Origin of the sequence: Shewanella carassii (assembly GCF_002777975.1) — a bacterium.
GTDB classification, from domain to species: domain Bacteria; phylum Pseudomonadota; class Gammaproteobacteria; order Enterobacterales; family Shewanellaceae; genus Shewanella; species Shewanella carassii.
This window is the reverse complement of the sequence record NZ_NGVS01000014.1, coordinates 340,836-362,366: the sequence shown is the minus strand read 5'-3', so window position 1 is coordinate 362,366 and position 21,531 is coordinate 340,836. Positions and strand designations below refer to the sequence as shown.

Genomic DNA, 21,531 nt, shown 5'->3' with positions numbered 1-21,531 from the left:
AATAAATGTGACAATCGTGCATAAACCTTTTTTGCCCACTACTCAGAAAACAAGATTGCCACAATTTTGCCATTATTGATCAGCGACTTGTCATGATATCTCCAGTCAAATCTGTTCTAATGCAGCCACTATAGGTTAAAGGAACATACCTGATGTTTGAAATTATCGTCCTGGTGATAGCGCTGGCCTTTCTTGGTGCCATGGGTTTCGGGGCTTATCTGCTGCTGAAAAGTGCGATGAAGAAACAAAACGGCCAAGCGGCGCTGCCTCAATTCAAATCCAAATTAACGCTCAAACTCTTTGCTGTGGCCATGGTGGGCCTGTTGTCATTGATCCCATTGGGAATGATCCAGGATCTCAGCCAAGATAGAGAAAGCCTCTATCGCCAAGTGGTGCGTGAGATAGGCCACACCTGGGGCGATGCCCAAACCTTGGCCGGTCCGGTTTTGGTACTGCCGTTTCGCTACGAAGTGATCTCCGACAGCAATATCGACGGCAAACAGCACCGTAGTCGCCAGGTTTACAGCGATGAACTCTTGATCCTGCCCAAAGGCATGACGCTGGATGCTGGTCTGCAGCACGAATTCCGCCATCGCGGTATCTATCAGTCACTCGTGTATCTGGGACAAGTCAAGGGCCAGGCCAACTTCGAACTGCCCAAGGTCAATATCCCCGGCCTACTCGGCTTTGATTATAACCAGGCCCGGCTGGTGTTCGGCGTTTCAGCCAACCAGGCTATTGAGACTGTCAGCCGTTTTAATCTGGCTGATGAGCAGGGCATGCCCAGCTTGATGTCAGGTACAGGCCTGGATAACACAGGCGGCCTTGGCCGCGGCTTTCATCGCACCATAGCGCTGGATCCGAGCCAAGGTGAATATCACCTGACCTTCCAGCTCAGCCTCAGGGGTTCCGAGGGCTTGGAAGTACTGCCACTGGCGGAACTGAGCCAGATAGATATCCATGCCGATTGGCCGCATCCCAGCTTCCAGGGTTACCTGCCCGCCAGCCGTAATCTCAGCACTGAAGGTTTTGATGCCAACTGGCAGATAAGCCATCTGAGTCGTAACTTCCCTCAGGTGTTCCGCGCCAGTGATGGCCGGGATCTCACCGAGATCAGTGCCAGTGTTACCCTGTTCGAACCCGTGACTCACTACGGCAAGATAGAAAGATCGCTCAAGTACGGCATACTCTTTATCTTACTGACCTACATATTGCTGCTGATCTTCGAGCTGGGTAACAAATCACGCCTCAGCGCAGTGCAGTATCTGATGGTAGGTGGCGCCATGTGTCTCTTCTATCTATTGCTGCTGTCGCTGTCGGAACACCTGCTGTTTTTAACCGCTTATCTGGTGGCCGCGGCTGTTCCCCTGCTCAGCATTCCGCTTTATGTCGCCAGTGCCAGTGGCAGTCGGCGCCAGGGAGCTATAGTTGCGGCCATGCTGGCGAGTCTCTACGGCGTACTCTACTCCATACTCCAGCTGGAAGATTACGCCCTCTTGATGGGAACTGGACTACTGGTACTGATCATGCTGGTGCTCATGTATCTCACCCGTCACCAACAAATTGAAGAGTAATATTTACTGCCAACCAACGGCTGCCACACTTGGGCAGCCGTTTTTTTACAAGTGTGCTGACAAACTGCCGCCCAAAGGGCCTACTTCGACGGAGGACGCCATTAATGCTTGCCGCGTTCCTCCCCTCTGGCACAATGGCGGTTTGTCCGTTCCGATAAGGGTGTATTAATGAAATATGCAGCCGTCCCTTTGACCTCATTGGCCATTTGTTGGCTGTTTCTGCTCAGCTTGCCGCTGGCGCTGTTTTCCCTGTCAGAGCCGCTCTTCCCCTGGCTCAATCTCGACAGTGCCGCCGCTCAGTTTTGGTACTGGTTAACCGTGTCCGGTTCGGCCCCCTGGGGCGTAAGCACTGTGTTACTGGTATTTGCCATCAGCTTTTTTATCCTGCCAAGGGGCAGCTGGCTGAAGATGATGTTCTGCACTTCGCTGGGCTTGGTGCTGTGTTTGCTGCTCAATGAACAGCTCAAGCTGGTATTTGCCGAATCCCGACCCTATATCGAATGGCTGTCCCACCAGCAGCATCTGGATATCAAGGAGTTCTACAGCATAGACAAGTACGCCCGCAGGGAACTGCTGGCCCAGGTTCTTCCCGGGGTATCACCGCTGGATATGCCCATCTCGGCACAGATCCAGCGCCACTGGCAGATAGAAACGGGGTTTTCCTTTCCCTCCGGCCACACCATTTTTGCCGTGACCCTGACTATGTGCAGCAGTTTCTTTCTGCTGAGGCACAACAATCTCTGGCTTCCGGCGCTGCTTATCTGCTGGGCGCTGCTGATGGGGCTGAGCCGTATGTTGCTGGGAATGCATTGGAGTGTCGACGTGTTGACCTCGACCCTGCTGGGCGGAATATTGTCGGCCTTGGCTATCTATGTCGGCAGTCACAGCTATCGCCGCCTGGAACCTTGGTTCACAGGGGCTGTGAGTAAAGGCTGAAACGAAAACGCCCCGTCATTGGACGGGGCGTTTATCTAAAGGCGGGCTATCAGTTAAGCACTTCGGCCAGAGCCCGCAGGCAAAGGGCAACATTTTCCCGTCTGGCACCGTAACCCATCAGGCCGATACGCCAAGCCTTTCCGGCCAAGGCGCCGAGACCGGCACCTATCTCCAGATTATAATTATCCAACAGCTGCTTTCTCACGGCGCCATCATCAACACCTTGCGGGATATAAACCGCATTGAGCTGCGGTAAGCGGCTCTGCTCGGCCACCACAAATTCGAGCCCCATGGACTCAAGCCCCTGACGCAGCAAAAGGTGCATCTCTCGGTGACGCTGCCAGGCATTTTCCAGCCCCTCTTCGGCCAGTAACCGCAGCGCTTCGTGCAGTGAGTACAGGGCATTAACGGGCGCTGTGTGGTGATAACTGCGCTTGCCATCACCGCTCCAATACCCCATCACCAGGGACTGATCCAGAAACCAGCTCTGCACCGGGCTCTTGCGCGCCTTGAGTTTGGCCACGGCGGCCGGTGAGAAGGACACGGGGGACAACCCAGGCACACAGGAGAGGCACTTCTGACTGCCGGAATAGATTGCATCTATGCCCCAATCATCGACTCTGAGCTCGACGCCTCCGAGGGAAGTTACGGCATCGACAATCGACAGACAGCCATGCTCACGCGCCAGGGCGCACAGTGTTTTGGCGTTGGAAAGCGCACCGGTGGAGGTTTCGGCGTGCACAAAGGCCAGGAAGGCGGCATCGGGATGCGCCTTCAGCGCAGCTTCCACCACTTCTGGGTCAACCGCTGTACCCCATTCGAAATCCAGCACCACCGCCTCGGCGCCAATCCGCTCGACGTTCTGGCGCATTCTGTCGCCAAACACCCCGTTACGGCAGACAATCACCTTTTCGCCCGGCTCCACCAGGTTAACGAAACAGGTCTCCATACCGGCGCTGCCCGGGGCAGATACCGCTATAGTCATCTCGTTGCGGGTTTGAAACGCATATTGAATGAGACTCTTGAGCTCGTCCATCATGGCCACAAACAGAGGATCCAGATGCCCGACCGTCGGCCGCGACTGCGCCGCCAATACCTGAGGATAGACATCCGAAGGGCCGGGGCCCATCAGGATCCGGCGGGGAGGGTTAAAAGCGCTAACCGAGGGTGCAGCAAACATCTTGGCTCTCCTTACAAGAGGTTTCAGGATACGGATTAGAATAATAACTCAAGACCATAGCATAAAACTGACCGCCGGACTGCCCCTGCTTTTGGCGAAGACAGTCGACCTTTTCCCTTTCAGGATCTCACTGGCCTGGGCGCGCCAGAAACAGCCGGTAGGCGGGGTTATCCGTCTCGTCCTGACAGACAAACCCCAACTCATCCAGAAACTGATCAAAGGCGGCTTCATCGGCCTTGGGCACTTCAAAGCCGGCCAGCACCCGCCCAAAGGCGGCGCCATGGTTGCGATAGTGAAACAAACTGATGTTCCACTTGCTCTTCAATGTCGTGAGAAACTGCAGCAAGGCTCCGGGATGCTCCGGGAATTCAAAGCTGAGCAGTTTTTCTTCCAAAGGCTCGGGTGGCAAGCCGCCCACCATATAACGCACATGCAGTTTGGCCGCCTCATCGGCAGATAGATCCTGCACCGCAAAACCGGCACTCTCCAGGCGGGAGATAATCGCCTGCAGCTCGCTGACACCTTCGCTAAGACGGATCCCGGCAAAGACCACGGCGCGATCGCGCCCGCTGAAACGGTAGTTGAACTCTGTCATCACCCGCCGCTCCAGCAGTTCACAAAAATGCAGGAAGGAACCCGGCCTTTCCGGAATGGTCACTGCCAGTACCGCCTCTTTATGCTCGCCCAGCTCGCAGCGCTCGGACACATATCTCAGGCTGTGAAAATTGACATTGGCTCCGCTGAGAATCGCCACCAGTTTCTCGCCCTTGCCCTTGTCACCGACATACTTTTTCAGCCCGGCCAGCGACAAAGCACCGGCAGGTTCGGCAATGGCGCGGGTATCCTCAAAGATATCCTTGACCGCGGCGCAGATCTCATCCGAGCTGACAGTCACCACCTCATCGACATATTCCCGCGCCAATCGAAAAGGTTCCTGACCTATACGCTTAACCGCCACCCCATCGGCAAACAAACCCACCTGCTCCAGCGTCACCGGCTCATCGGCTTCCAGCGCTGCCTTGAGACAGGCGGCATCTTCCGGCTCGACACCGATGATCTTCACCTCGGGCATCACAGCTTTGTAGTAAGCGGCAATGCCAGCGATTAAGCCACCGCCGCCCACTGGCACAAACACCACTTCAAGATCTCTTTGCTGCTGCAGCATCTCCTGGGCAACCGTGCCCTGCCCGGCGATTACCGCCTCATCATCAAAGGGGGGAATAAACACCCGCCCCTCATCCTGGGCCAGCGACATGGCATACTGATTAGCCTGATCGAACGACTGCCCATGAAGCACCACATTGCCGCCAAGGCGGCGCACCGCATCTATCTTGATGTCCGGGGTGGTGGTTGGCATCACTATCACGGCGTCGACCCCGCGGCTCGAAGCCGACATGGCAACGCCCTGTGCATGATTACCGGCCGAGGCACATACCACTCCGTTTTCGCACTCAGCGGGGTTCAAGGCGGCAATGCGGTTATAGGCGCCGCGCAGCTTGAACGAGTGTACCGGTTGCATATCCTCGCGTTTGAGAAACACCTGACAGCCCAGGCGGGCCGACAACTTGTTCAGACTCGACAGCGGGGTAACCCGCGCCACATCATAGACATGGGACAAGAGGATCTTCTGCAGATAATAGTTGGCCAGCGACAGCTGACTCTTGGATGCCAGCGCCAACATACTAGCCCTCCAACTTAGTGCGATCGCGCACGGCGCCCTTGTCGGCACTGGTGGCCAACATGGCATAAGCCTTGAGCGCCAGCGACACAGGGCGCACCCGTGCCAACGGCTTCCAGGCCAAAGGTCCCTTGGCCTGCATCGCCTCACGGCGCCGGGCGAGCTCAGCATCGCTCAGCTTAAGCGTGATGCTGCGGGCCGGGATATCGATTTCAATGGCGTCACCATTTTCAATCAAGGCGATAGTGCCCCCTGAGGCGGCTTCCGGTGACACATGGCCTATGGACAGCCCGGACGTACCGCCGGAGAAGCGGCCATCTGTGATTAAGGCGCAGGCCTTGCCCAAACCGCGGGACTTGAGGTAACTGGTGGGATAAAGCATCTCCTGCATGCCAGGGCCACCTTTGGGGCCTTCGTAGCGAATAACCACCACATCCCCGGCGACCACTTCACCGCCGAGGATCCCGGCAACGGCCTCGTCCTGGCTCTCATATACCCTGGCCACGCCCTTGAACCTCAGGTTGGATTCATCCACCCCGGCGGTTTTCACTATGCAGCCATGCTCGGCCAGATTACCGGACAGTACCGCCAAGCCCCCTTCCTGACTGAAAGCAAACTCGCGGCTGCGGATACAACCTTCACGGCGATCTGTATCCAGTGATGGCCAGCGGCAATCCTGGCTGAAGGCCTGGGTAGTAGGGATCCCCGCGGGACCGGCGCTGAAGAAGTCTTTTACCTTCGCAGACTCGGTGCGCATCACATCATAATTGGCCAACACAGACTCAAGCGAGCCATCATCGGAAGCCACATGGTTAACATCAGTATGCAATAAACCTGCGCGTTCCAGCTCACCCAAGATCCCCATTACGCCACCGGCTCTGTGGACATCTTCCATATGGTATTTAGGGGTCGAAGGTGCCACCTTGCAAAGGTGCGGCACCTTGCGGCTGAGACGGTCGATATCCGTCATGGTGAAATCCACTTCTGCTTCCTGAGCCGCCGCCAACAGGTGCAGCACAGTGTTGGAAGAACCGCCCATGGCGATATCCAAAGTCATGGCATTCTCGAACGCCTTGAAGTTGGCGATATTGCGCGGCAATACCGAGGCATCATCATCCGAGTAGTAGCGCTTGGCCAGCGCCATCACTCTCCTGCCCGCCTCCAGAAACAGTTCGCGTCGATCACTGTGGGTCGCCAACATGGAGCCGTTGCCCGGCAGCGACAGCCCCAACGCCTCGGTCAGGCAGTTCATCGAATTGGCGGTAAACATGCCGGAGCAGCTGCCACAGGTTGGGCAGGCGCTGCGTTCGATTTTCTCGCTGTCGGCATCGGACACCCTGTCATCGGCCGCCGCCACCATGGCATCCACCAGATCCAGCTTGATAAGCTTATCGGACAGTTTGGTCTTGCCCGCTTCCATAGGCCCGCCGGAGACAAATACCACAGGGATATTGAGCCGCAGCGCCGCCATCAACATGCCGGGGGTGATCTTGTCGCAGTTGGAGATACACACCAGAGCATCGGCGCAGTGGGCATTGACCATATACTCGACGCTGTCGGCAATCAGTTCACGGGAAGGCAGGGAATAGAGCATGCCGCCATGGCCCATGGCGATGCCGTCATCGACCGCTATGGTGTTGAACTCTTTGGCGATGCCGCCGGCCTCTTCGATGGCCGATGCCACCAGGGAGCCCATGTCTTTCAGATGCACATGACCGGGGACAAACTGAGTGAAGGAATTGGCAATGGCGATAATGGGCTTACCGAAGTCGCCTTCCTTGACCCCTGTGGCACGCCAAAGAGCTCGGGCTCCGGCCATGTTGCGGCCTTCGGTACTGGTTGCTGATCTGAGTTTGGACATTGCTCAATTCCTTACGCTTATTCTGATGATTCTTGGTTAGCCGTTGACGGTACGGGAGAGGCAGCTTGCGGGCCGCACAGTGCAGCGGGCCACGTCTACCAGCTTAGTCAACTGACGACTCAGCAGCTCTATGGCTCTGTCACTGTCGACCGCCATTGCCAGCTGCAGGCGCTGATCCTCGGCCAGTGTCATATGCATATCGCGGACGGTAAAGCCGCGGTGACGGGTTACCCGCAATACACGTTCCAGCACTTCGGGGCGTTGTTCCAGGGTCAATTCCAGATTATGGATCATGATCGCTTCTCCGTTTGTTCCATCATTTCACAGTTGGAGGCGCCGGGGGGAACCAGCGGCCAGACATTAAAGGCATCGTCTATGGCGACGTGCAGCAGGAAGGGGCCTTTGGCACTGAGCATCTCATCCAGTGCCTGCTCAACCTCATCGGCCGAGTAGATGGTGCGTCCGGGGATATCGAAGGAGGACGCCAGGGTAACAAAATCGGGGTTATCGGACAGGTCGGTTTCGCTGTATCTCTCTTCAAAAAACAGCTGTTGCCACTGTTTCACCATGCCCAACTTCTGGTTATCTATCAAAAGTATCTTCACCGGCAGTTTACGACGCTTGATGGTGGTCAGCTCCTGCACATTCATCATGAAAGAACCATCGCCGGAAACCGTGACCACAGTGGCATCCGGCCTTGCCATCTGCGCGCCTATGGCCGCCGGCAAGCCAAAGCCCATGGTGCCAAGCCCGGCACTGGAAAGATGATCTTCCGGGCGGCGAAAATGCATATGCTGGGCAACCCACATCTGGTGCTGGCCGACATCACAGCTCACCACAGAGTCGCTCGGCAGCTTGTTGGCCAGACGGCGCAACATGGCCGGCGCATAGATGAGTGAGCCTGGGTGGGCGTAATCCCACTGGTGCAGCGCCCGCAGGTGCTCGACTTCCGCCTGCCAGGGTGCTATCTGCAGCGCTTGCGGCGCCAGTTGCGTCAATATGCTTCTTAAATCCCCATCCATGGCCACATCCGGCTGGCGCAGTTTGCCAAGTTCGGCGGCATCGATATCCAGGTGGATCACCTTGGCCTTGCTGGCAAAGCTCTCCAGCCTACCCGTGACCCTGTCATCGAAACGGGCGCCAACCACCAGCAGCAGATCGCACTGCTGCACCGCTAGGTTGGCGGCCTTGTTGCCGTGCATCCCCAGCATCCCCAGGTAACCTTGAGTGCCGTGGGCTATGGCGCCCAGCCCCTTAAGCGTTGCCACCGAAGGAATACCGCTGCGCTGAATAAAGGCCCGCAGCGGCTCCACTGCGCCCGCCATACCGACGCCGCCACCAACGTACAACATGGGTTGGCGCGCGGCCGCCAGCAAGGCGTTGGCTTCTGCCAAAGCCGCCTGGTCCAGCTCAGGCTCATCGGGCACCGCCTGCAGCGGCGCCTTGTATTCCACTTGGGCAAGCTGGATGTCTTTGGGGATATCCACCAGCACAGGACCGGGACGGCCGGAGGCGGCGATTTCGAAGGCGCGGTACAGGGTAGCAACCAGTTCCTCGGCGCGGGTCACCATAAAGCTGTGTTTGGTACATGACAGGCTCATGCCCAGCACGTCCATCTCCTGAAAGGCATCTGTGCCTATCACAGAGGTGGAAACCTGGCCCGTGATGGCCACCAGCGGCACTGAGTCCAGCAGCGCATCGGCCAAGGCGGTGATCAGATTGGTCGCCCCCGGGCCCGAGGTAGCCAGGCAGACGCCCGTCTTGCCGCTTGAGCGGGCATAACCGACGGCGGCGAAGGCGGCGCCCTGTTCATGACGGGAGAGCAGATGTTCGACCTGGCTGTCGTAGAGAGCATCGTAGATAGGCATGATGGCACCGCCGGGATAACCAAAAACCGTGTTCACCCCATGGGCGGCCAATACCTTGATAACTGCTTCACTGCCGCTGATCTTCTGCCCTTGTTCCATCTTGTTATCTCGCCTATTTTTGCTGCTGTTTAAGTTTTCAATGGCCCTGAAACGACAAACCCCCCGGTCCTTTCGGAGCGGGGGGTTTGTTTGCAATTTCTGACCCTATCTGGTCTGTCGTCGCGCCACGAGCCGCCCCCGCTGTGATGGAATAATCACGACGGTAATAATCACGAGGAGGAGCTTGGCGCTTAAGTTAAACATTTCTCAGACAGTTTCCTGTATTCAATTTATCTGCTTGGCGAGCCCTTTGGCGGCGCACTTATTAACCATTACCATAAAGTGTTTTCAGAACACAACAAAAAAATTCACAACCTGAAAATCTTCCAACTTGACCTGGCTATGGCACCCTCGCCAATGGCTCGCCTAAACAGCTTGATTGCCGCCGGCGGCAATCAAGCTGACGTTTACGTCAATCTTGCAGGTTTATCCTTTTCATTTCAGTCATGTAACCGCGAAGTTCGGCACCGACATACTCGACGGCCGTATGGCGAATCGCTTCGTTGACCTCGATCAGACGCAGATTATCGACCCCATTGCCCGAATCCTTGAGACCGGCGCCCAGGACCTCGGGAGAGAGGGCGTTGACATAGTCACGCAGCAGCGGCACGGCGGCATGGTTGAACAGGTAACAGCCATATTCGGCGGTATCCGAGATCACTACGTTCATCTCATAAAGGCGTTTACGGGCTATGGTGTTGGCAATCAGCGGCGTCTCATGCAACGACTCGTAGTAGGCCGACTCTTCGATGATCCCGGCATCGACCATGGTATCGAACGCCAGTTCCACCCCGGCCTTGATCATGGCCACCAGGAAGATCCCCTTGTCGAAATAGGTCTGCTCATCTATCTGCTCGGCGCAGGTCGGCGCCTTTTCAAAACCTGTGTTATTGGTCTCTTCACGCCAGCGCAGCAAATTGGCGTCGTCATTGGCCCAGTCGGCCATCATGGTGGCGGAAAACTCGCCGCTGATGATGTCGTCCATATGTTTTTCAAACAGCGGGGTCAGCAACACCTTAAGCTCTTCGGCAATTTCAAACGCCTTGATCTTGGCCGGGTTGGACAAGCGATCCATCATATTGGTGATACCACCATGCTTGAGCGCCTCTGTAATGGTTTCCCAGCCTTGCTGGATAAGCTTGGCGGCATATCCCGGCTCAACGCCATCGGCCACCATCTTGTCATAACCCAGAATCGCCCCTGTCTGCAGCATGCCGCAGAGAATGGTCTGCTCGCCCATCAGATCAGACTTCACCTCGGCGATAAACGAGGAGTGCAGCACGCCGGCACGATCGCCGCCGGTAGCACTGGCATAGGCCTTGGCGATCTCCAGGCCATCGCCATTGGGATCGTTCTCAGGATGCACAGCGATCAGTGTCGGTACCCCAAAGCCACGCTTGTATTCCTCACGCACTTCGGTACCGGGGCACTTGGGCGCCACCATGATGACAGTGATGTCCGGCCGCACCTGCATCCCCTCTTCCACTATGTTGAAACCGTGGGAATAGGACAGGGTCGCACCTTGTTTCATCAAGGGCATTACCGCATTGACCACAGGAGTGTGCTGCTTGTCCGGTGTCAGGTTCAGTACCAGATCGGCTGTGGGGATCAGCTCTTCGAAGGTGCCTACCTTGAAACCGTTTTCGGTAGCCCGCTGCCAGGAGGCGCGTTTCTCGGCTATGGCTTCGCTGCGCAGGGCATAGGCGATGTTCAGCCCTGAGTCACGCATGTTCAACCCCTGATTGAGACCTTGGGCACCACAGCCAAGGATGACAATATTCCAGTCCTTGATATAGTCACAGCCGTTTTCAAACTCGCTGCGCTCCATAAAACGGCACTGGCTCAGCTGTGCCAACTGCTGCCGCAGATTCAGGGTATTGAAGTAATTTGCCATCTTAGCCACCTGTTTAACCGAATTCCTGGGACCAAGCCGAAACGGCTCAGTGATGCAAATCACTATAGCCCATGGTTTAAATTGCTTGAAATGATATATTCGGCATGTCATGTTGCACAAAACGCAACAACAAGAGAGGCAAAACGGCATGGATATTCGGGCGATAAAACTCTATCTGGATCTCTGCGACACCCTGCATTTTTCCCGCACCGCCACCCGGATGCATGTCAGCCCTTCAACCTTAAGTCGCACCCTGCAAAGGCTGGAAGATGAAGTGGGCAGCAAGCTGCTGGAGCGGGACAACCGCAGCGTCACCCTGACCCACGCTGGCGAAGCCTTTCGCCGCTTCGCCAGCCAGACATTGACTCAGTGGCAGGAACTGCGCCGCGAGCTGGATCCGCAGCAAAAGCTGCTGAGGGGCACGCTGCAACTCTATTGTTCGGTCACAGCCGCCTACAGCCACCTGCCGGCCCTATTGGATAAGTTTCGCCGCCAGCAGCCCCTGGTCGACATCAAACTCACCACGGGTGATGCCGCCGATGCGGTACAGGAAATTCAGCAACAGAGGGCGGATATCGCCATCGCCGCCCTGCCGCAGGACTTTCCGCCGAGTCTGCACTTTGCCCCCATAGGTGAGGTGCCGCTGTCGATTATCGCGCCCACCATCAACTGTCAGTTGCAGTCGCTGCTGGCGCAAAATCCTATTCCCTGGGAGCAACTACCCTTTATCGTGCCAGACCACGGCCCCGGGCGTTTACGGGCCGAGCGCTGGTTCAAGGCGATGGGGATCAAGGCCAATATCTATGCCCAGGTATCGGGCCACGAGGCGATAGTGCCCATGGTGGCTCTGGGCTGCGGTGTCAGCATCACTCCGGATGTAGTGGTAGCCAACAGTCCACTGGGCGAGAGAATAAAAACCCTGGCCTCACCGGCCGAGATAGCCCCCTTTGAACTCGGGTGCTGCTGCAAGGCCAAGCGGCGCCAGGATCCCTTGGTGAGTGCGTTTCTGGAAGTGATTTAGCTAAGCTTGGAAAGTCGGGCGGGCTTTACCACTTATAACTGAGCCCTATGCAAAATGCTTAACTCAGTCTATGGTCTGTATGCCACGCCCTTCGAGCTTACCTTAAATATCGAGTGACTCTTCATCCTTGGGCAGCTGATCTTCCTGAGGCAAGAGGCGGGTGACCAGCAACTGGTCAACCTTGTAGGCATCTATGTCTACCACTTCAAACTTATAACCTGCGTAGTTAACCGAGTCGGTACGCTTAGGGATCTTGCGTAACGTATACATCATAAAACCGGCGATGGTTTCATAGTTTTGGTTTTGCGGAAACTCTTCAATACCAAAGGCACGCATCACGTCGGTTATCGGCGTCACTCCGTCCACCAGCCAGGAGTTGGCATCACGGGGCACTATCTGTTCTTCACTTTCATGCAGCGACCAGGCGCCCATTACCGCACTTTGCAGATCGTCAGTAGTCACTATCCCTACCACCAAAGCGTATTCATTCATCACCACCGCAAAGTCGGCCCTGTGATGACGGAAATATTCCATGGCTTCCGACAGGCTCAGGGTGTCGGGAATGATCAGGCAGTTGCGCACTAACGAGGTATCTTTCAAATCTATCTTGCGGCCGTTGATCACCCGCAGCAGCAGTTCCTTGGCGTCCACCACCCCTTTGATATTGTCCAGCTGACCATCACACACCAAAAACTTGTTGTGCGGATCCTCGGCGATTTTTTTCTTGATAGCGTCTTCGTCATCCTGCAGCAGGAAATACACCAGGCTCTCACGGGCGGTCATTGCCGAGGTGACGCTGACAGATTGCATTTCGAACACATTCTCGATCATCTGCTGCTCGCCCTTATCCAGTACACCGGCCTCGGCACCGGCATCCATAATGGCGTAGATATCATCTGGGGTGATTTCATCATTGCGGGCAGTAGGTATCTGCAACAGTTTGAAGATACCGTTGGCCATGCCGTTGAATACCCATACAAAGGGACGCAGCAAGGCTATACAGACAAGCATGGGGTTTACCAAGTTAACGGCCACTTTCTCCGGTAAGGCCATGGCAACCCGTTTGGGCATCAGGTCGGCGATCAGAATAAACAGACTGGTCACCAACACGAAAGACAACACAAAGCTTACCTGTCCTACCCAGGGCGGCGGAACCACATGGGCCAAGGCTGCCGCAAAATAAGGGGTAAAAGCAGACTCACCGACAATACCACCCATAATGGCAACGGCATTGAGACCAATCTGCACTACGGTGAAAAAGCTACCCGGCGTAGTTTGTAACGCCAACACCTTTTCGGCACGTAAGTCTCCCTCCTCGGCCATCTGCCGCAAACGGATTTTACGGGAAGCGGCCAGGGCAATTTCAGACATGGAAAAAAAGCAGCTGGTTCCGATCAGGCAAAAAATAATCACCAAATTATCGAATAAACTCATACAACACCTTAAGTTAGGGTAAGTGTAAAAGCCTAGGTATGACGTTGGCTTATTGACACAAACCTTAGTTACAAAGCGCTTCTATGCCGTGCCCTTGTCCAGGCCTGAAAGTGGAATGACTGGGATGTCAGAAAGGCGAACTGGTTACCGGTATGGGCGGTAAAATGGCGAATTGAGTGGCTTTGCTATACTCCAAGAAACCCATTGCAGGCCTCTTCTACCGGAATGAAGCTCACATTATATCCATTTGCGGCATTTTTGACAGTGATGCTTATCTCACCGGTCTCCAACGCAGAAAACGAGCTTAATGGCGTACCATTAAAAATATGTGTCGAAGAGTCTGAATTTCCCCCCTTCAATTACTTTTCCAGAATAGATGGCCGTAAGTCCCATAACAGTGACGGCTATGATATTCAGCTGCTTTATCGACTGTTTCCGCCACCGGACTGGCAGTTACACATCATTGCCCTGCCTTGGCCAAGATGCATGTTGGAAGTGGAACAGGGCAAGATAGATGCCGCCATGAGCGCCTCGGCCAATCCCGAGCGAAGGCGTAAGTTTTTGCTATCGCGCTCCTATTACTACCTCACTCCCGGGGTAGTCTTCCTCAAGCGGCGCTTCCCGGAAGGCTTACAATTCAACTCATTGACTGAGCTGGCGCAGATGGGCACAGTGTGTGGCATTCGTGGTTTCAACTATCGCCACTTCGGTTGGGACAACGCCATCCCCTTATCCCTGAGTAAAGATCTGCCATTGATCCCCGAGTTACTGCAACGGGGGCGATGTGATTTCTTTCTGGCACGATTGGAAATTTTCGCTGGCACCCTAAAACTGATGAACCGTGATCCCCAAGCGATTGGGCTGCTATCACAAGTCATACCCGATACGCATCCTGAGCCCTTCTATATGCTGGTTTCGAGACAAAGCCCACACAAAATGGCGTTATTGACAAACTTCAACGAGGGCATCACCAAACTGGAGAAAAGCGGTGAACTGCAGCAGATATTGCAACAGTTCACCGGCAAATGACGGGACTAGAGCCACTCTTGATGACTTTCTTGGGTTCCCCCTTACAGGGGACAATCCCAAATGGGTGATATAGAGTGAAATACCATGAGCCAGATTCACCCGACCAATCACAGGCTCGACTCAAGGCACTGGAAACAAACTCGGCCGTAAGCCACTATTCCTCATGGCAAACAACTTAAATGATTAAGTCCTGGGAGAGGTCGGAATGAGATTGCCGCGACTAGTTCGCTTCCGGCAGGCTTTGCAGAGGTTGATATCCCATTTCAGTGAGCTGATCATTAACGCAATCGAGCAGATATTGTTGACGTTCTTCAACAGGAACACCATCTTCATCAGCCATTTGCAAACAAGTTTGCAGAAACTGCTGAATATCGGTTTCGCTGGCTTGAGGCAGAGCGTTTTCTTCATCGGCTGCCAAGGCAGCACCGCTGAGTAACATACCAGCCAGCAGCAGAGTTAAGCTTTTCATTTTGTTTCCTTGTGTGAGTAAAGTGCCGACACATCAGCGCAGCACGGACAGTACAAGCACAAGCTACCAACAAAATTCACACAATGATAACGAGAAATTTTTGCCGTGACAGTGATAATTTTTACTCGAATCGGTCCCCGATACCGACTGTTATATGACCCTTCACTGTGTTGCTGCCCGGTGACTTAGGTTAAAGCGTTAGAGTGGGTTCGCACCTATGATTCACGCTCCTCGATGACAAACCGTCCATCACTTAGCGGCAGCATGATCTCCCTAAACGAGCGAAATCCCCTGTCACCTTCCTCGTACGATACTGAAATTCAAAGCAACTGCTACACTCTAGAACATCTAGGGAAGCGCACAACAAAGGAACTGTTATGCCCATAGCCAGAGTTGCCACCCGAGCCGCCAAAGGTGTGGAGGCGCCTCAGGTACTGGTGGAAGCTCACCTCTCCAACGGCCTGCCGGCCTTCAATCTGGTGGGGTTGCCGGAAGCTTCGGTCAAGGAAGCCAGAGAAAGAGTCCGCAGCGCCATAATCAATGCGGGTTTTGAGTTCCCCATGCGCAGGATCACTATCAATCTGGCACCGGCCGATCTGCCCAAGCAGGGTGGACGTTACGACCTTCCTATTGCCATTGGCATTCTGGCAGCATCCGGACAACTGCCACTGAAATCCCTGGACGAACATGAATTTGTCGGTGAGCTTGGGCTGTCCGGTGAGGTCAGGCACTGCACTGGGATCCTGCCGGTGATCATCGCCGCCCGTCAAAGAGGCATCAAACTGGTATTGCCACAGGATAACCGCAGTGAGGCGGATTTGGTGGGCTATCAACAGTGTTGCCTGGCCCAGCACCTGCAACATATCGCCGCCTATCTGCACGGGCAGCAAACCCTGCCGGGGATAGTGCCGGGAACCGAATGGCTGGAACAATCCAAGCCCCACTCGAGTGACTGCCTGTCGGAGGTCATAGGCCAATATCAAGCCAAACAAGCGCTGGAAATCGCTGCCGCCGGCGGGCATAACCTGCTGATGCTGGGGCCACCTGGCACAGGCAAGACCATGCTGGCCAGCCGGATAACCTCACTCCTGCCCCCCATGAGTTATGAGGAGGCGCTGGAAGTGGCTGCGATTCATTCAGTGGCCGGCATGGCCACTGAGCCGGGGGAGTTTTATCGCCGCCCGTTTCGCGCTCCGCACCACACCAGCTCGGCCATCTCTTTGGTGGGTGGCGGTTCAATCCCCAAACCCGGCGAGATTTCACTGGCTCACCTGGGAGTGCTGTTTCTCGATGAAATTGCCGAGTTCCCCCGCAAGGTACTCGACTGCTTGCGTGAACCCATGGAAACCGGCCATGTCATCATCTCCCGCGCCGCAGCCAAACTGCGCTTCGATGCCCGTTTTCAACTTATCGCCGCCATGAACCCCAGCCCCTGTGGTGATGCTGGCCCGGGAAGCCGCGCCAGCCCAGAGCAGATCCGCCGTTACCTGGCCCGGCTGTCAGGCCCTTTCATTGACAGATTCGACCTCACCATTGAGGTGCCCAAACTCCCGCCAGGCGCCTTGACTTCAGATACGGCGCAAGGTGAAACCAGTGAGCAGATAGCCGCCAGAGTCGCTGCGGCTAGGGAACTACAACTCAGCCGCGCCGGCGTACTCAATAGTCAGTTGGGCAGTAAGGCATTGAAGCAGGCAGGTTTCAAACCCGGCGATCTGGCGTTTCTCGAACAGAGTGTCAATCAGCTGGGATTATCGGTGCGCAGCTTTCATCGGCTGCAACGAGTGGCGCGCACCATAGCCGATCTGCAGCTCAGTCCCATGGTCGAGCGACGCCATCTGGCCCAGGCCCTGGGTTATCGGGCGATGGACCGTTTGCTAGCCAGCTTGCAACAGCTTTAATGACCCATGTGGATTGATGCCTGCATGTTAGGCGAGTCAACAAAGGGGCCTATGGCCATAAACCAAGCGTCCAGAAAAAGCAAAACAGCTGAAAACACCTTGGCTTCAGACTAGGTACAGGCCGCCTTTGTTACAGTAGAACACCATTTCTCTGACAAGGAGCCCAAGATGAACCCCCTGATGCGTTCCCTTTCCATCAGCTCCATGCTGACATTAACCGCCTTACTCTGGGGTTGCAGCGATGTCATCAGCGAACAATACCCCACCGAGGCCGAAGCCCGGGCTGAAGGAGTATTCGAGCGTGGCTGGCTGCCGCCGATATTGCCGCCCTCAGCCACAGAGATAAAGGTCAACAATGATCTGGACAACAACAGCTCCAGCGGCAGTTTCCGCCTGCCCATGTCGGCGATGAGCGAGTTCACTTCTCAGTTAAAAGCGGAAGAAGGTCTGGCCAACAGCTGGTATTACCGCGAAGGCGACTCCCTGTGGATCTTCCGCCTGACCCAGGACGGAGTTATCCAGTACCAACTGCAGTAAGGCTTCAGCTAGGTAACGGTTGCAACTTGGCCAACAGGAAGGCCAACTCGGCCACATTGTGGACGGCCATCTTCTCCAGTACTTTCTTACGATGCAGCTCCACCGTTCTCTGGGTGACATAGAGCTCGGCGGCAATCACCTTGTTGAGCTTGCCCGCCAACACTCTTTGCATCACCTCTCGCTCTCGCGGGGTCAAGGTTGCCAGACGGCAGCGGATCTCGGCCTGTTCACTGCCGGCCGCAAAGCGCTGCGCCGTCAGGGCTGCGCCCTTGCTTAACAGTTCAAGCAGCCGATCACCATCGACTGGCTTTTCGAGAAAATCCATCGCCCCTTGCTGCATCGCCTTTACTGCCATGGCGATATTGCCATGACCTGTCAGTATGATGACCGCCAATGGACTGGACGCTTGCAGCAGTTGTTGATGTAGACTGATCCCATCCATGCCGGGCATCTGCACATCGAGTACCAGTACCCCGGGCCGTTGCCAGGCCGCACCATCCAGGAAGCTTGCCGCACAGTCAAAACCAACCGCTTCTATGCCTTGGCCCTTGAGCATCCACTGCAGTGATTCAAGCACATCCTGATCATCATCAACCAGATATACAGGGGTCATCATCGATTCTCCTCGGCAGTACCACCACCATGTCCAAGCCGCGCTCGCTGTTGTGGGCACTGATGCTGCCACCATGTTCTTCCACAATACGTTTGCAGATAATCATCCCCAATCCCAGGCCGTTGCTCTTATTGGTTTCAAACGGGAAAAACAGTCGTTCCAGCTGGGCCTCACTCAAGCCAGTGCCCGCATCGGATATCGTCAGCCGACATTGCTTGGCGTTGCACTCGAGACTGAGCCTTAACCAGGGTTCCTCACTATGCTCCATGGCATCCAAGGCATTGAGCAACAGATTGACCAACACCTGCTGCAACAAGTTAGCATCCCCATCTATGGTCACGGCTTGCAACTCACACACAGGGACAACCCCCAGACGCTTGAGCTCGGGCGCCGTCAGCGCCAGGGTATCGCGAATGAGCTCGTCCAGACGAAAACAGCGACGCTCACAGGGCTGCTGACAAAACTCCCGTAATCGGCGAATCGTATCCTGGGCCCTGTCCACCTGGCTGATAAGCTTGCCGAGGGCGTCTTTGATCTCCTGCTGCTCGTCTCCCAGACGATACAGACACCCCTGGGCCAGATAGCGGATCCCGGCCAGAGGCTGCTTGAGTTCGTGAGAGATACCTGAAGCCATTTCACCAGTCAGCAGTACCCTCTGCGCCCGATAAAACTGATTCCGCTGCTCAAGCAGAGCCTTTTGGGTTCGGCTGTGCTGCTCCATTTCGCTGCGCAGTGCCCCGGTGCGCTGCACCACCAGACGTTTTATCCGTAAGTGATGCAGATACCCCAACAGCAGGCACAGCAAGATGGCCCCCACCCAGGGAGCCACACCTGAAACCACCCTGTGCCAGTTGGTTTGAAACGGCCATTGCTGCAAAGTGCGCCGCAGCGCAAACACGCTGCTGTCGTTCACCGGCACAGACCAACCCGCATACCCGCCCGCCTTGGCCGCGGCTGCCTCCTCAGTCAGCGCCAGCAGTGCCCTCGCCACTTCGGTTGCCAGGGCGTTATCTGTGTGACCCGGCTTGGACAGGGCGGTATAGGGATATAAACGGCTCGATACCTGGCACTGAAACCCAGGGGGCTTTTCCGCCAGCAACACCTTAAACGCCTCTTTGGGATAACGCCCGGAAGCGATGGCCTGCTCCAGCACACAGGCGGGCAATACCGCCAGATCGGCCTCGCCGCTCAGCAACCTGTCCAATAAAGCGGTCTGCGGAAAGCCAACAAACTGCAACGCCTTGAGCTCGGTGGCAGGGTTGATCCCCCGCAGCGCCAGTTCACCGCTGAAGATTAGAAAACCGCCGAAAGCCTTGGGATCGGTAGAGATGATCCTCAGTTGTGACAACTGCTGCCAACTCGTCAGTTGCACCTCGGGTCGGGCCACCAGCGTCGACCCCATCGCCAGTTCCGGATCCCGGCCATCTCTGGGTATAAGCGTCAGTAACTGGCTGACACCATAGTCTTTCTTATAACCCACAGTGGCGTATTGATTGGCGAGAATAAAATCCAGAGCGCCTTGGCTCACCTGTTGATCCAGCTCAGCTGGAGTCAGAGGCAACAGAGTCACCCTCTGGCCGGTATGCTCGCTTATTGCTGTCGCCGTGTCCTGCCAGGCCAAGAGCGCATCGGCCGGCTCGCCAAAAGTGAGGATACCGATACGGATATCGGCCCAGGCCTGGGGCAGGCACAAGCAAAGCAGCAACAACACGCTTGGTAAATAACGGCACATGGCAAATTAGTTAAGCATTAAACACCTCGCCATTATGCGTTATTTCATGCCGCGACAAGCGGCTTTAAGCGCGGGAATTGATCGGCTTCACATCTGAGATTCGCTTTCGGAAAACCGCTATATAGCAGCACCGATGATTTTGATTCCATGGTGCCATGCAAACAAAAAGAGAGGCTGATATGAACGCTAAAGTGACGCAAAGCCGGCGGGCTTTTCTCAAAGGGGGGTTGGCCGTTTCCGCCCTGGGACTGGCACCTGTGGCTCTGGCTGCCGACAAGAGCAGCAAACCCCAAGTCCAATGGGATGAAACTTTCGATGTCGTGGTGGTCGGCAGCGGCCTGGCCGGTACCTGCGCCGCCATTCGCGCCAAAGAGCAAGGCGCCGCCGACACCATCATCATCGAGAAAATGCCGGTACTCGGCGGAACGTCGGCGATCTCCGGACTCAACTTCTCCGTGGTCAACAGTCATCTACAACAGCGAGACGGTATCCAGGACTCGGCCGAACTGTTTGCCGAAGATATCAGTCGCGCCGGTGGTTTCCAGAACCACAGAAATCTCACGCTGACCATGGCTGAAACCACGACCCGGGTGCTGCCTTGGGCAATAGAGCGCGGTTGCCGCTTCCACGACAAGCTCAAGAGCCTGGGTGGCCATTCAGTGCCCAGAACCCTGTATCCGGTCAATGGCGGCGGCAAGGGGATCCTAAGACCACTGCGAGCCTTTTACACCCAGGAGTTGCAGGGTGAGATCCGCCGCCGGGTCAAGTTCGAGCAGCTGATCCAAAACGAAAACGGCGATGTGCTGGGGCTGCAGGTCCGGGAGCAATACCACTTCGATCCCGCCCTGGCCAACGATGATCGTGACAACCGCAGCGGCATTATCAAGCATTATCGAGTGCGTAAAGGTGTGGTCATGGCCGTGGGAGGCTACAGCCGCGATGTGGAATTCCGCTCGGCCGAGTTTCCCAATATCCGCGAATACATCCCCACCACCACCCACAGAGGCGCCACGGCCGGTGCGCTCAAGGCTCTGGTGGCCGCCGGCGCGCAAACTGTGCACCTGTCGCTGATGCGTTTTGCCTTCGATATTCCCACCGAAGATCTGCAGTGGGGCGCCTTGGTCGACCCGGCCAGCGGCAAACGTTTTATCAGCGAGCGAAATAACCGCCAAGTGGTAGCTGAAGCCATCTGCAACATAATGGATCGCAACAATGGTCGCTTCCCGCTGAACATCTATGACCAGGATGGCATAGACAACTTCCACGACAAGCAGCGCCTGCACCTGGCATTGGAAGAAGGCATGATGCAACGCTACGACACGCTCGAAGCCCTGGCCCAGGGCGAAGGCATAGATCTACCAGGCCTGAAGGCGACACTCAAGCAGTACAACGCCGATGCCCAAATCGGCACCGACAGCCAGTTCGGTAAAGACTTCAAGGCCCTGAAGCAGGTCAGTGTCAAACGCGCCCCCTTCTATGCCATCAAGGCTCGTCCGAAGTTCAATTACACCCAAGGTGGCGTGTTGATCAATGAACAGGCCCAGGTCATCTCGCTAACCACAGGGCGAGCCATCAAGGGGCTGTATGCCTGCGGCGAAGCCACGGGTGGCTTGTTCGGCCGTATTCGTCTTACCGCCTGTTCCTGCCCGGATGCCTTCGCCTTTGGGGTGATTGCCGGTGAACAAGTTGCCAAAGCTTAAGGAGTCGC

Annotated in this window: 17 protein-coding genes; 7 read left to right on the top strand and 10 right to left on the bottom strand. The window is 55.9% G+C overall.

Annotated features, from left to right (window positions below; translation table 11 throughout):
* The first annotated feature begins 152 nt into the window (after positions 1–152).
* Both creD and CBE72_RS10270 read left to right on the top strand, forming a co-directional pair.
* The gene (gene creD / locus CBE72_RS10275) at positions 153–1,574 is read left to right on the top strand and encodes a cell envelope integrity protein CreD (RefSeq protein WP_100143446.1); all 1,422 of its coding nucleotides are present in this window, start codon (positions 153–155) and stop codon (positions 1,572–1,574) included.
* A gap of 168 nt (positions 1,575–1,742) precedes the next feature.
* Positions 1,743–2,510 (top strand): phosphatase PAP2 family protein, encoded by a 768-nt coding sequence (locus CBE72_RS10270; protein WP_044735363.1) that lies wholly within the window; start codon positions 1,743–1,745, stop codon positions 2,508–2,510.
* 49 nt (positions 2,511–2,559) lie between these two features.
* On the opposite strand, the gene CBE72_RS10265 is transcribed toward CBE72_RS10270, so the two are convergent.
* The 6 genes from CBE72_RS10265 to ilvC form a co-directional block, all read right to left on the bottom strand.
* Positions 2,560–3,690 (bottom strand): pyridoxal-phosphate-dependent aminotransferase family protein, encoded by a 1,131-nt coding sequence (locus tag CBE72_RS10265; RefSeq protein ID WP_100143445.1) that lies wholly within the window; start codon positions 3,688–3,690, stop codon positions 2,560–2,562.
* Positions 3,691–3,817: 127 nt separating this feature from the next.
* The gene (gene ilvA, locus CBE72_RS10260; RefSeq protein WP_100143444.1) at positions 3,818–5,371 is read right to left on the bottom strand and encodes a threonine ammonia-lyase, biosynthetic; all 1,554 of its coding nucleotides are present in this window, start codon (positions 5,369–5,371) and stop codon (positions 3,818–3,820) included.
* Position 5,372: 1 nt separating this feature from the next.
* Positions 5,373–7,229 (bottom strand): dihydroxy-acid dehydratase, encoded by a 1,857-nt coding sequence (gene ilvD, locus CBE72_RS10255; RefSeq protein ID WP_100143443.1) that lies wholly within the window; start codon positions 7,227–7,229, stop codon positions 5,373–5,375.
* A 36-nt stretch (positions 7,230–7,265) separates the two neighbouring features.
* Complete coding sequence (gene ilvM, locus CBE72_RS10250; RefSeq protein WP_025889838.1) at positions 7,266–7,523, bottom strand: acetolactate synthase 2 small subunit; 258 nt, start codon at positions 7,521–7,523, stop codon at positions 7,266–7,268.
* Positions 7,520–9,196 (bottom strand): acetolactate synthase 2 catalytic subunit, encoded by a 1,677-nt coding sequence (gene ilvG / locus CBE72_RS10245; protein WP_100143442.1) that lies wholly within the window; start codon positions 9,194–9,196, stop codon positions 7,520–7,522. The genes ilvM and ilvG overlap by 4 nt, the downstream gene beginning before the upstream one ends.
* Positions 9,197–9,608: 412 nt before the next feature.
* Positions 9,609–11,090: a ketol-acid reductoisomerase gene (ilvC, locus tag CBE72_RS10240; protein ID WP_100143441.1), complete on the bottom strand. Its 1,482-nt coding sequence runs from the start codon at positions 11,088–11,090 to the stop codon at positions 9,609–9,611.
* A 148-nt stretch (positions 11,091–11,238) separates the two neighbouring features.
* Between ilvC and ilvY the strand changes: the two genes are divergently transcribed.
* Positions 11,239–12,111, top strand: a complete 873-nt coding sequence (gene ilvY, locus CBE72_RS10235; RefSeq protein ID WP_025010072.1) for an HTH-type transcriptional activator IlvY — start codon at positions 11,239–11,241, stop codon at positions 12,109–12,111.
* A gap of 102 nt (positions 12,112–12,213) precedes the next feature.
* On the opposite strand, the gene paeA is transcribed toward ilvY, so the two are convergent.
* On the bottom strand, positions 12,214–13,545 hold the full coding sequence (gene paeA / locus CBE72_RS10230; RefSeq protein WP_100143440.1) for a polyamine export protein PaeA: 1,332 nt from the start codon (positions 13,543–13,545) through the stop codon (positions 12,214–12,216).
* A gap of 225 nt (positions 13,546–13,770) precedes the next feature.
* Here paeA and CBE72_RS10225 point away from each other — a divergent pair, with 225 nt between their 5' ends.
* Entirely contained in the window at positions 13,771–14,574 is an 804-nt protein-coding gene (locus tag CBE72_RS10225) for a substrate-binding periplasmic protein (protein WP_100143439.1), read from the top strand.
* Between the two features lie 220 nt (positions 14,575–14,794).
* On the opposite strand, the gene CBE72_RS10220 is transcribed toward CBE72_RS10225, so the two are convergent.
* Positions 14,795–15,043 carry a hypothetical protein gene (locus CBE72_RS10220; protein WP_100143438.1) on the bottom strand — a complete coding sequence of 83 codons (249 nt, stop codon included), beginning with the start codon at positions 15,041–15,043 and terminating at the stop codon, positions 14,795–14,797.
* Positions 15,044–15,420: 377 nt separating this feature from the next.
* Between CBE72_RS10220 and CBE72_RS10215 the strand changes: the two genes are divergently transcribed.
* Positions 15,421–16,941 carry a YifB family Mg chelatase-like AAA ATPase gene (locus CBE72_RS10215; protein ID WP_100143437.1) on the top strand — a complete coding sequence of 507 codons (1,521 nt, stop codon included), beginning with the start codon at positions 15,421–15,423 and terminating at the stop codon, positions 16,939–16,941.
* A 168-nt stretch (positions 16,942–17,109) separates the two neighbouring features.
* Positions 17,110–17,478: a YbbD-related protein gene (locus CBE72_RS10210; protein ID WP_100143436.1), complete on the top strand. Its 369-nt coding sequence runs from the start codon at positions 17,110–17,112 to the stop codon at positions 17,476–17,478.
* A gap of 4 nt (positions 17,479–17,482) precedes the next feature.
* Here the strand turns inward: CBE72_RS10210 and CBE72_RS10205 are convergent, their stop codons facing one another.
* Positions 17,483–18,094 carry a response regulator transcription factor gene (locus tag CBE72_RS10205; RefSeq protein ID WP_308419684.1) on the bottom strand — a complete coding sequence of 204 codons (612 nt, stop codon included), beginning with the start codon at positions 18,092–18,094 and terminating at the stop codon, positions 17,483–17,485.
* Positions 18,069–19,823 carry a sensor histidine kinase gene (locus tag CBE72_RS10200; RefSeq protein ID WP_100143435.1) on the bottom strand — a complete coding sequence of 585 codons (1,755 nt, stop codon included), beginning with the start codon at positions 19,821–19,823 and terminating at the stop codon, positions 18,069–18,071. The genes CBE72_RS10205 and CBE72_RS10200 overlap by 26 nt, the downstream gene beginning before the upstream one ends.
* A gap of 179 nt (positions 19,824–20,002) precedes the next feature.
* Here CBE72_RS10200 and CBE72_RS10195 point away from each other — a divergent pair, with 179 nt between their 5' ends.
* Complete coding sequence (locus CBE72_RS10195; RefSeq protein ID WP_157929060.1) at positions 20,003–21,523, top strand: FAD-dependent oxidoreductase; 1,521 nt, start codon at positions 20,003–20,005, stop codon at positions 21,521–21,523.
* The last annotated feature ends 8 nt before the right edge of the window (positions 21,524–21,531 follow it).

What these genes read in the sequence shown, in the direction of transcription:
- creD (WP_100143446.1), top strand. Translation starts at nt 153, where the DNA reads ATGTTTGAAATTATCGTCCTGGTGATAGCGCTGGCCTTTCTTGGTGCC.
- CBE72_RS10270 (WP_044735363.1), top strand. Translation starts at nt 1,743, where the DNA reads ATGAAATATGCAGCCGTCCCTTTGACCTCATTGGCCATTTGTTGGCTG.
- CBE72_RS10265 (WP_100143445.1), bottom strand. Translation starts at nt 3,690, where the DNA reads ATGTTTGCTGCACCCTCGGTTAGCGCTTTTAACCCTCCCCGCCGGATC.
- ilvA (WP_100143444.1), bottom strand. Translation starts at nt 5,371, where the DNA reads ATGTTGGCGCTGGCATCCAAGAGTCAGCTGTCGCTGGCCAACTATTAT.
- ilvD (WP_100143443.1), bottom strand. Translation starts at nt 7,229, where the DNA reads ATGTCCAAACTCAGATCAGCAACCAGTACCGAAGGCCGCAACATGGCC.
- ilvM (WP_025889838.1), bottom strand. Translation starts at nt 7,523, where the DNA reads ATGATCCATAATCTGGAATTGACCCTGGAACAACGCCCCGAAGTGCTG.
- ilvG (WP_100143442.1), bottom strand. Translation starts at nt 9,196, where the DNA reads ATGGAACAAGGGCAGAAGATCAGCGGCAGTGAAGCAGTTATCAAGGTA.
- ilvC (WP_100143441.1), bottom strand. Translation starts at nt 11,090, where the DNA reads ATGGCAAATTACTTCAATACCCTGAATCTGCGGCAGCAGTTGGCACAG.
- ilvY (WP_025010072.1), top strand. Translation starts at nt 11,239, where the DNA reads ATGGATATTCGGGCGATAAAACTCTATCTGGATCTCTGCGACACCCTG.
- paeA (WP_100143440.1), bottom strand. Translation starts at nt 13,545, where the DNA reads ATGAGTTTATTCGATAATTTGGTGATTATTTTTTGCCTGATCGGAACC.
- CBE72_RS10225 (WP_100143439.1), top strand. Translation starts at nt 13,771, where the DNA reads ATGAAGCTCACATTATATCCATTTGCGGCATTTTTGACAGTGATGCTT.
- CBE72_RS10220 (WP_100143438.1), bottom strand. Translation starts at nt 15,043, where the DNA reads ATGAAAAGCTTAACTCTGCTGCTGGCTGGTATGTTACTCAGCGGTGCT.
- CBE72_RS10215 (WP_100143437.1), top strand. Translation starts at nt 15,421, where the DNA reads ATGCCCATAGCCAGAGTTGCCACCCGAGCCGCCAAAGGTGTGGAGGCG.
- CBE72_RS10210 (WP_100143436.1), top strand. Translation starts at nt 17,110, where the DNA reads ATGAACCCCCTGATGCGTTCCCTTTCCATCAGCTCCATGCTGACATTA.
- CBE72_RS10205 (WP_308419684.1), bottom strand. Translation starts at nt 18,094, where the DNA reads ATGATGACCCCTGTATATCTGGTTGATGATGATCAGGATGTGCTTGAA.
- CBE72_RS10200 (WP_100143435.1), bottom strand. Translation starts at nt 19,823, where the DNA reads ATGTGCCGTTATTTACCAAGCGTGTTGTTGCTGCTTTGCTTGTGCCTG.
- CBE72_RS10195 (WP_157929060.1), top strand. Translation starts at nt 20,003, where the DNA reads ATGAACGCTAAAGTGACGCAAAGCCGGCGGGCTTTTCTCAAAGGGGGG.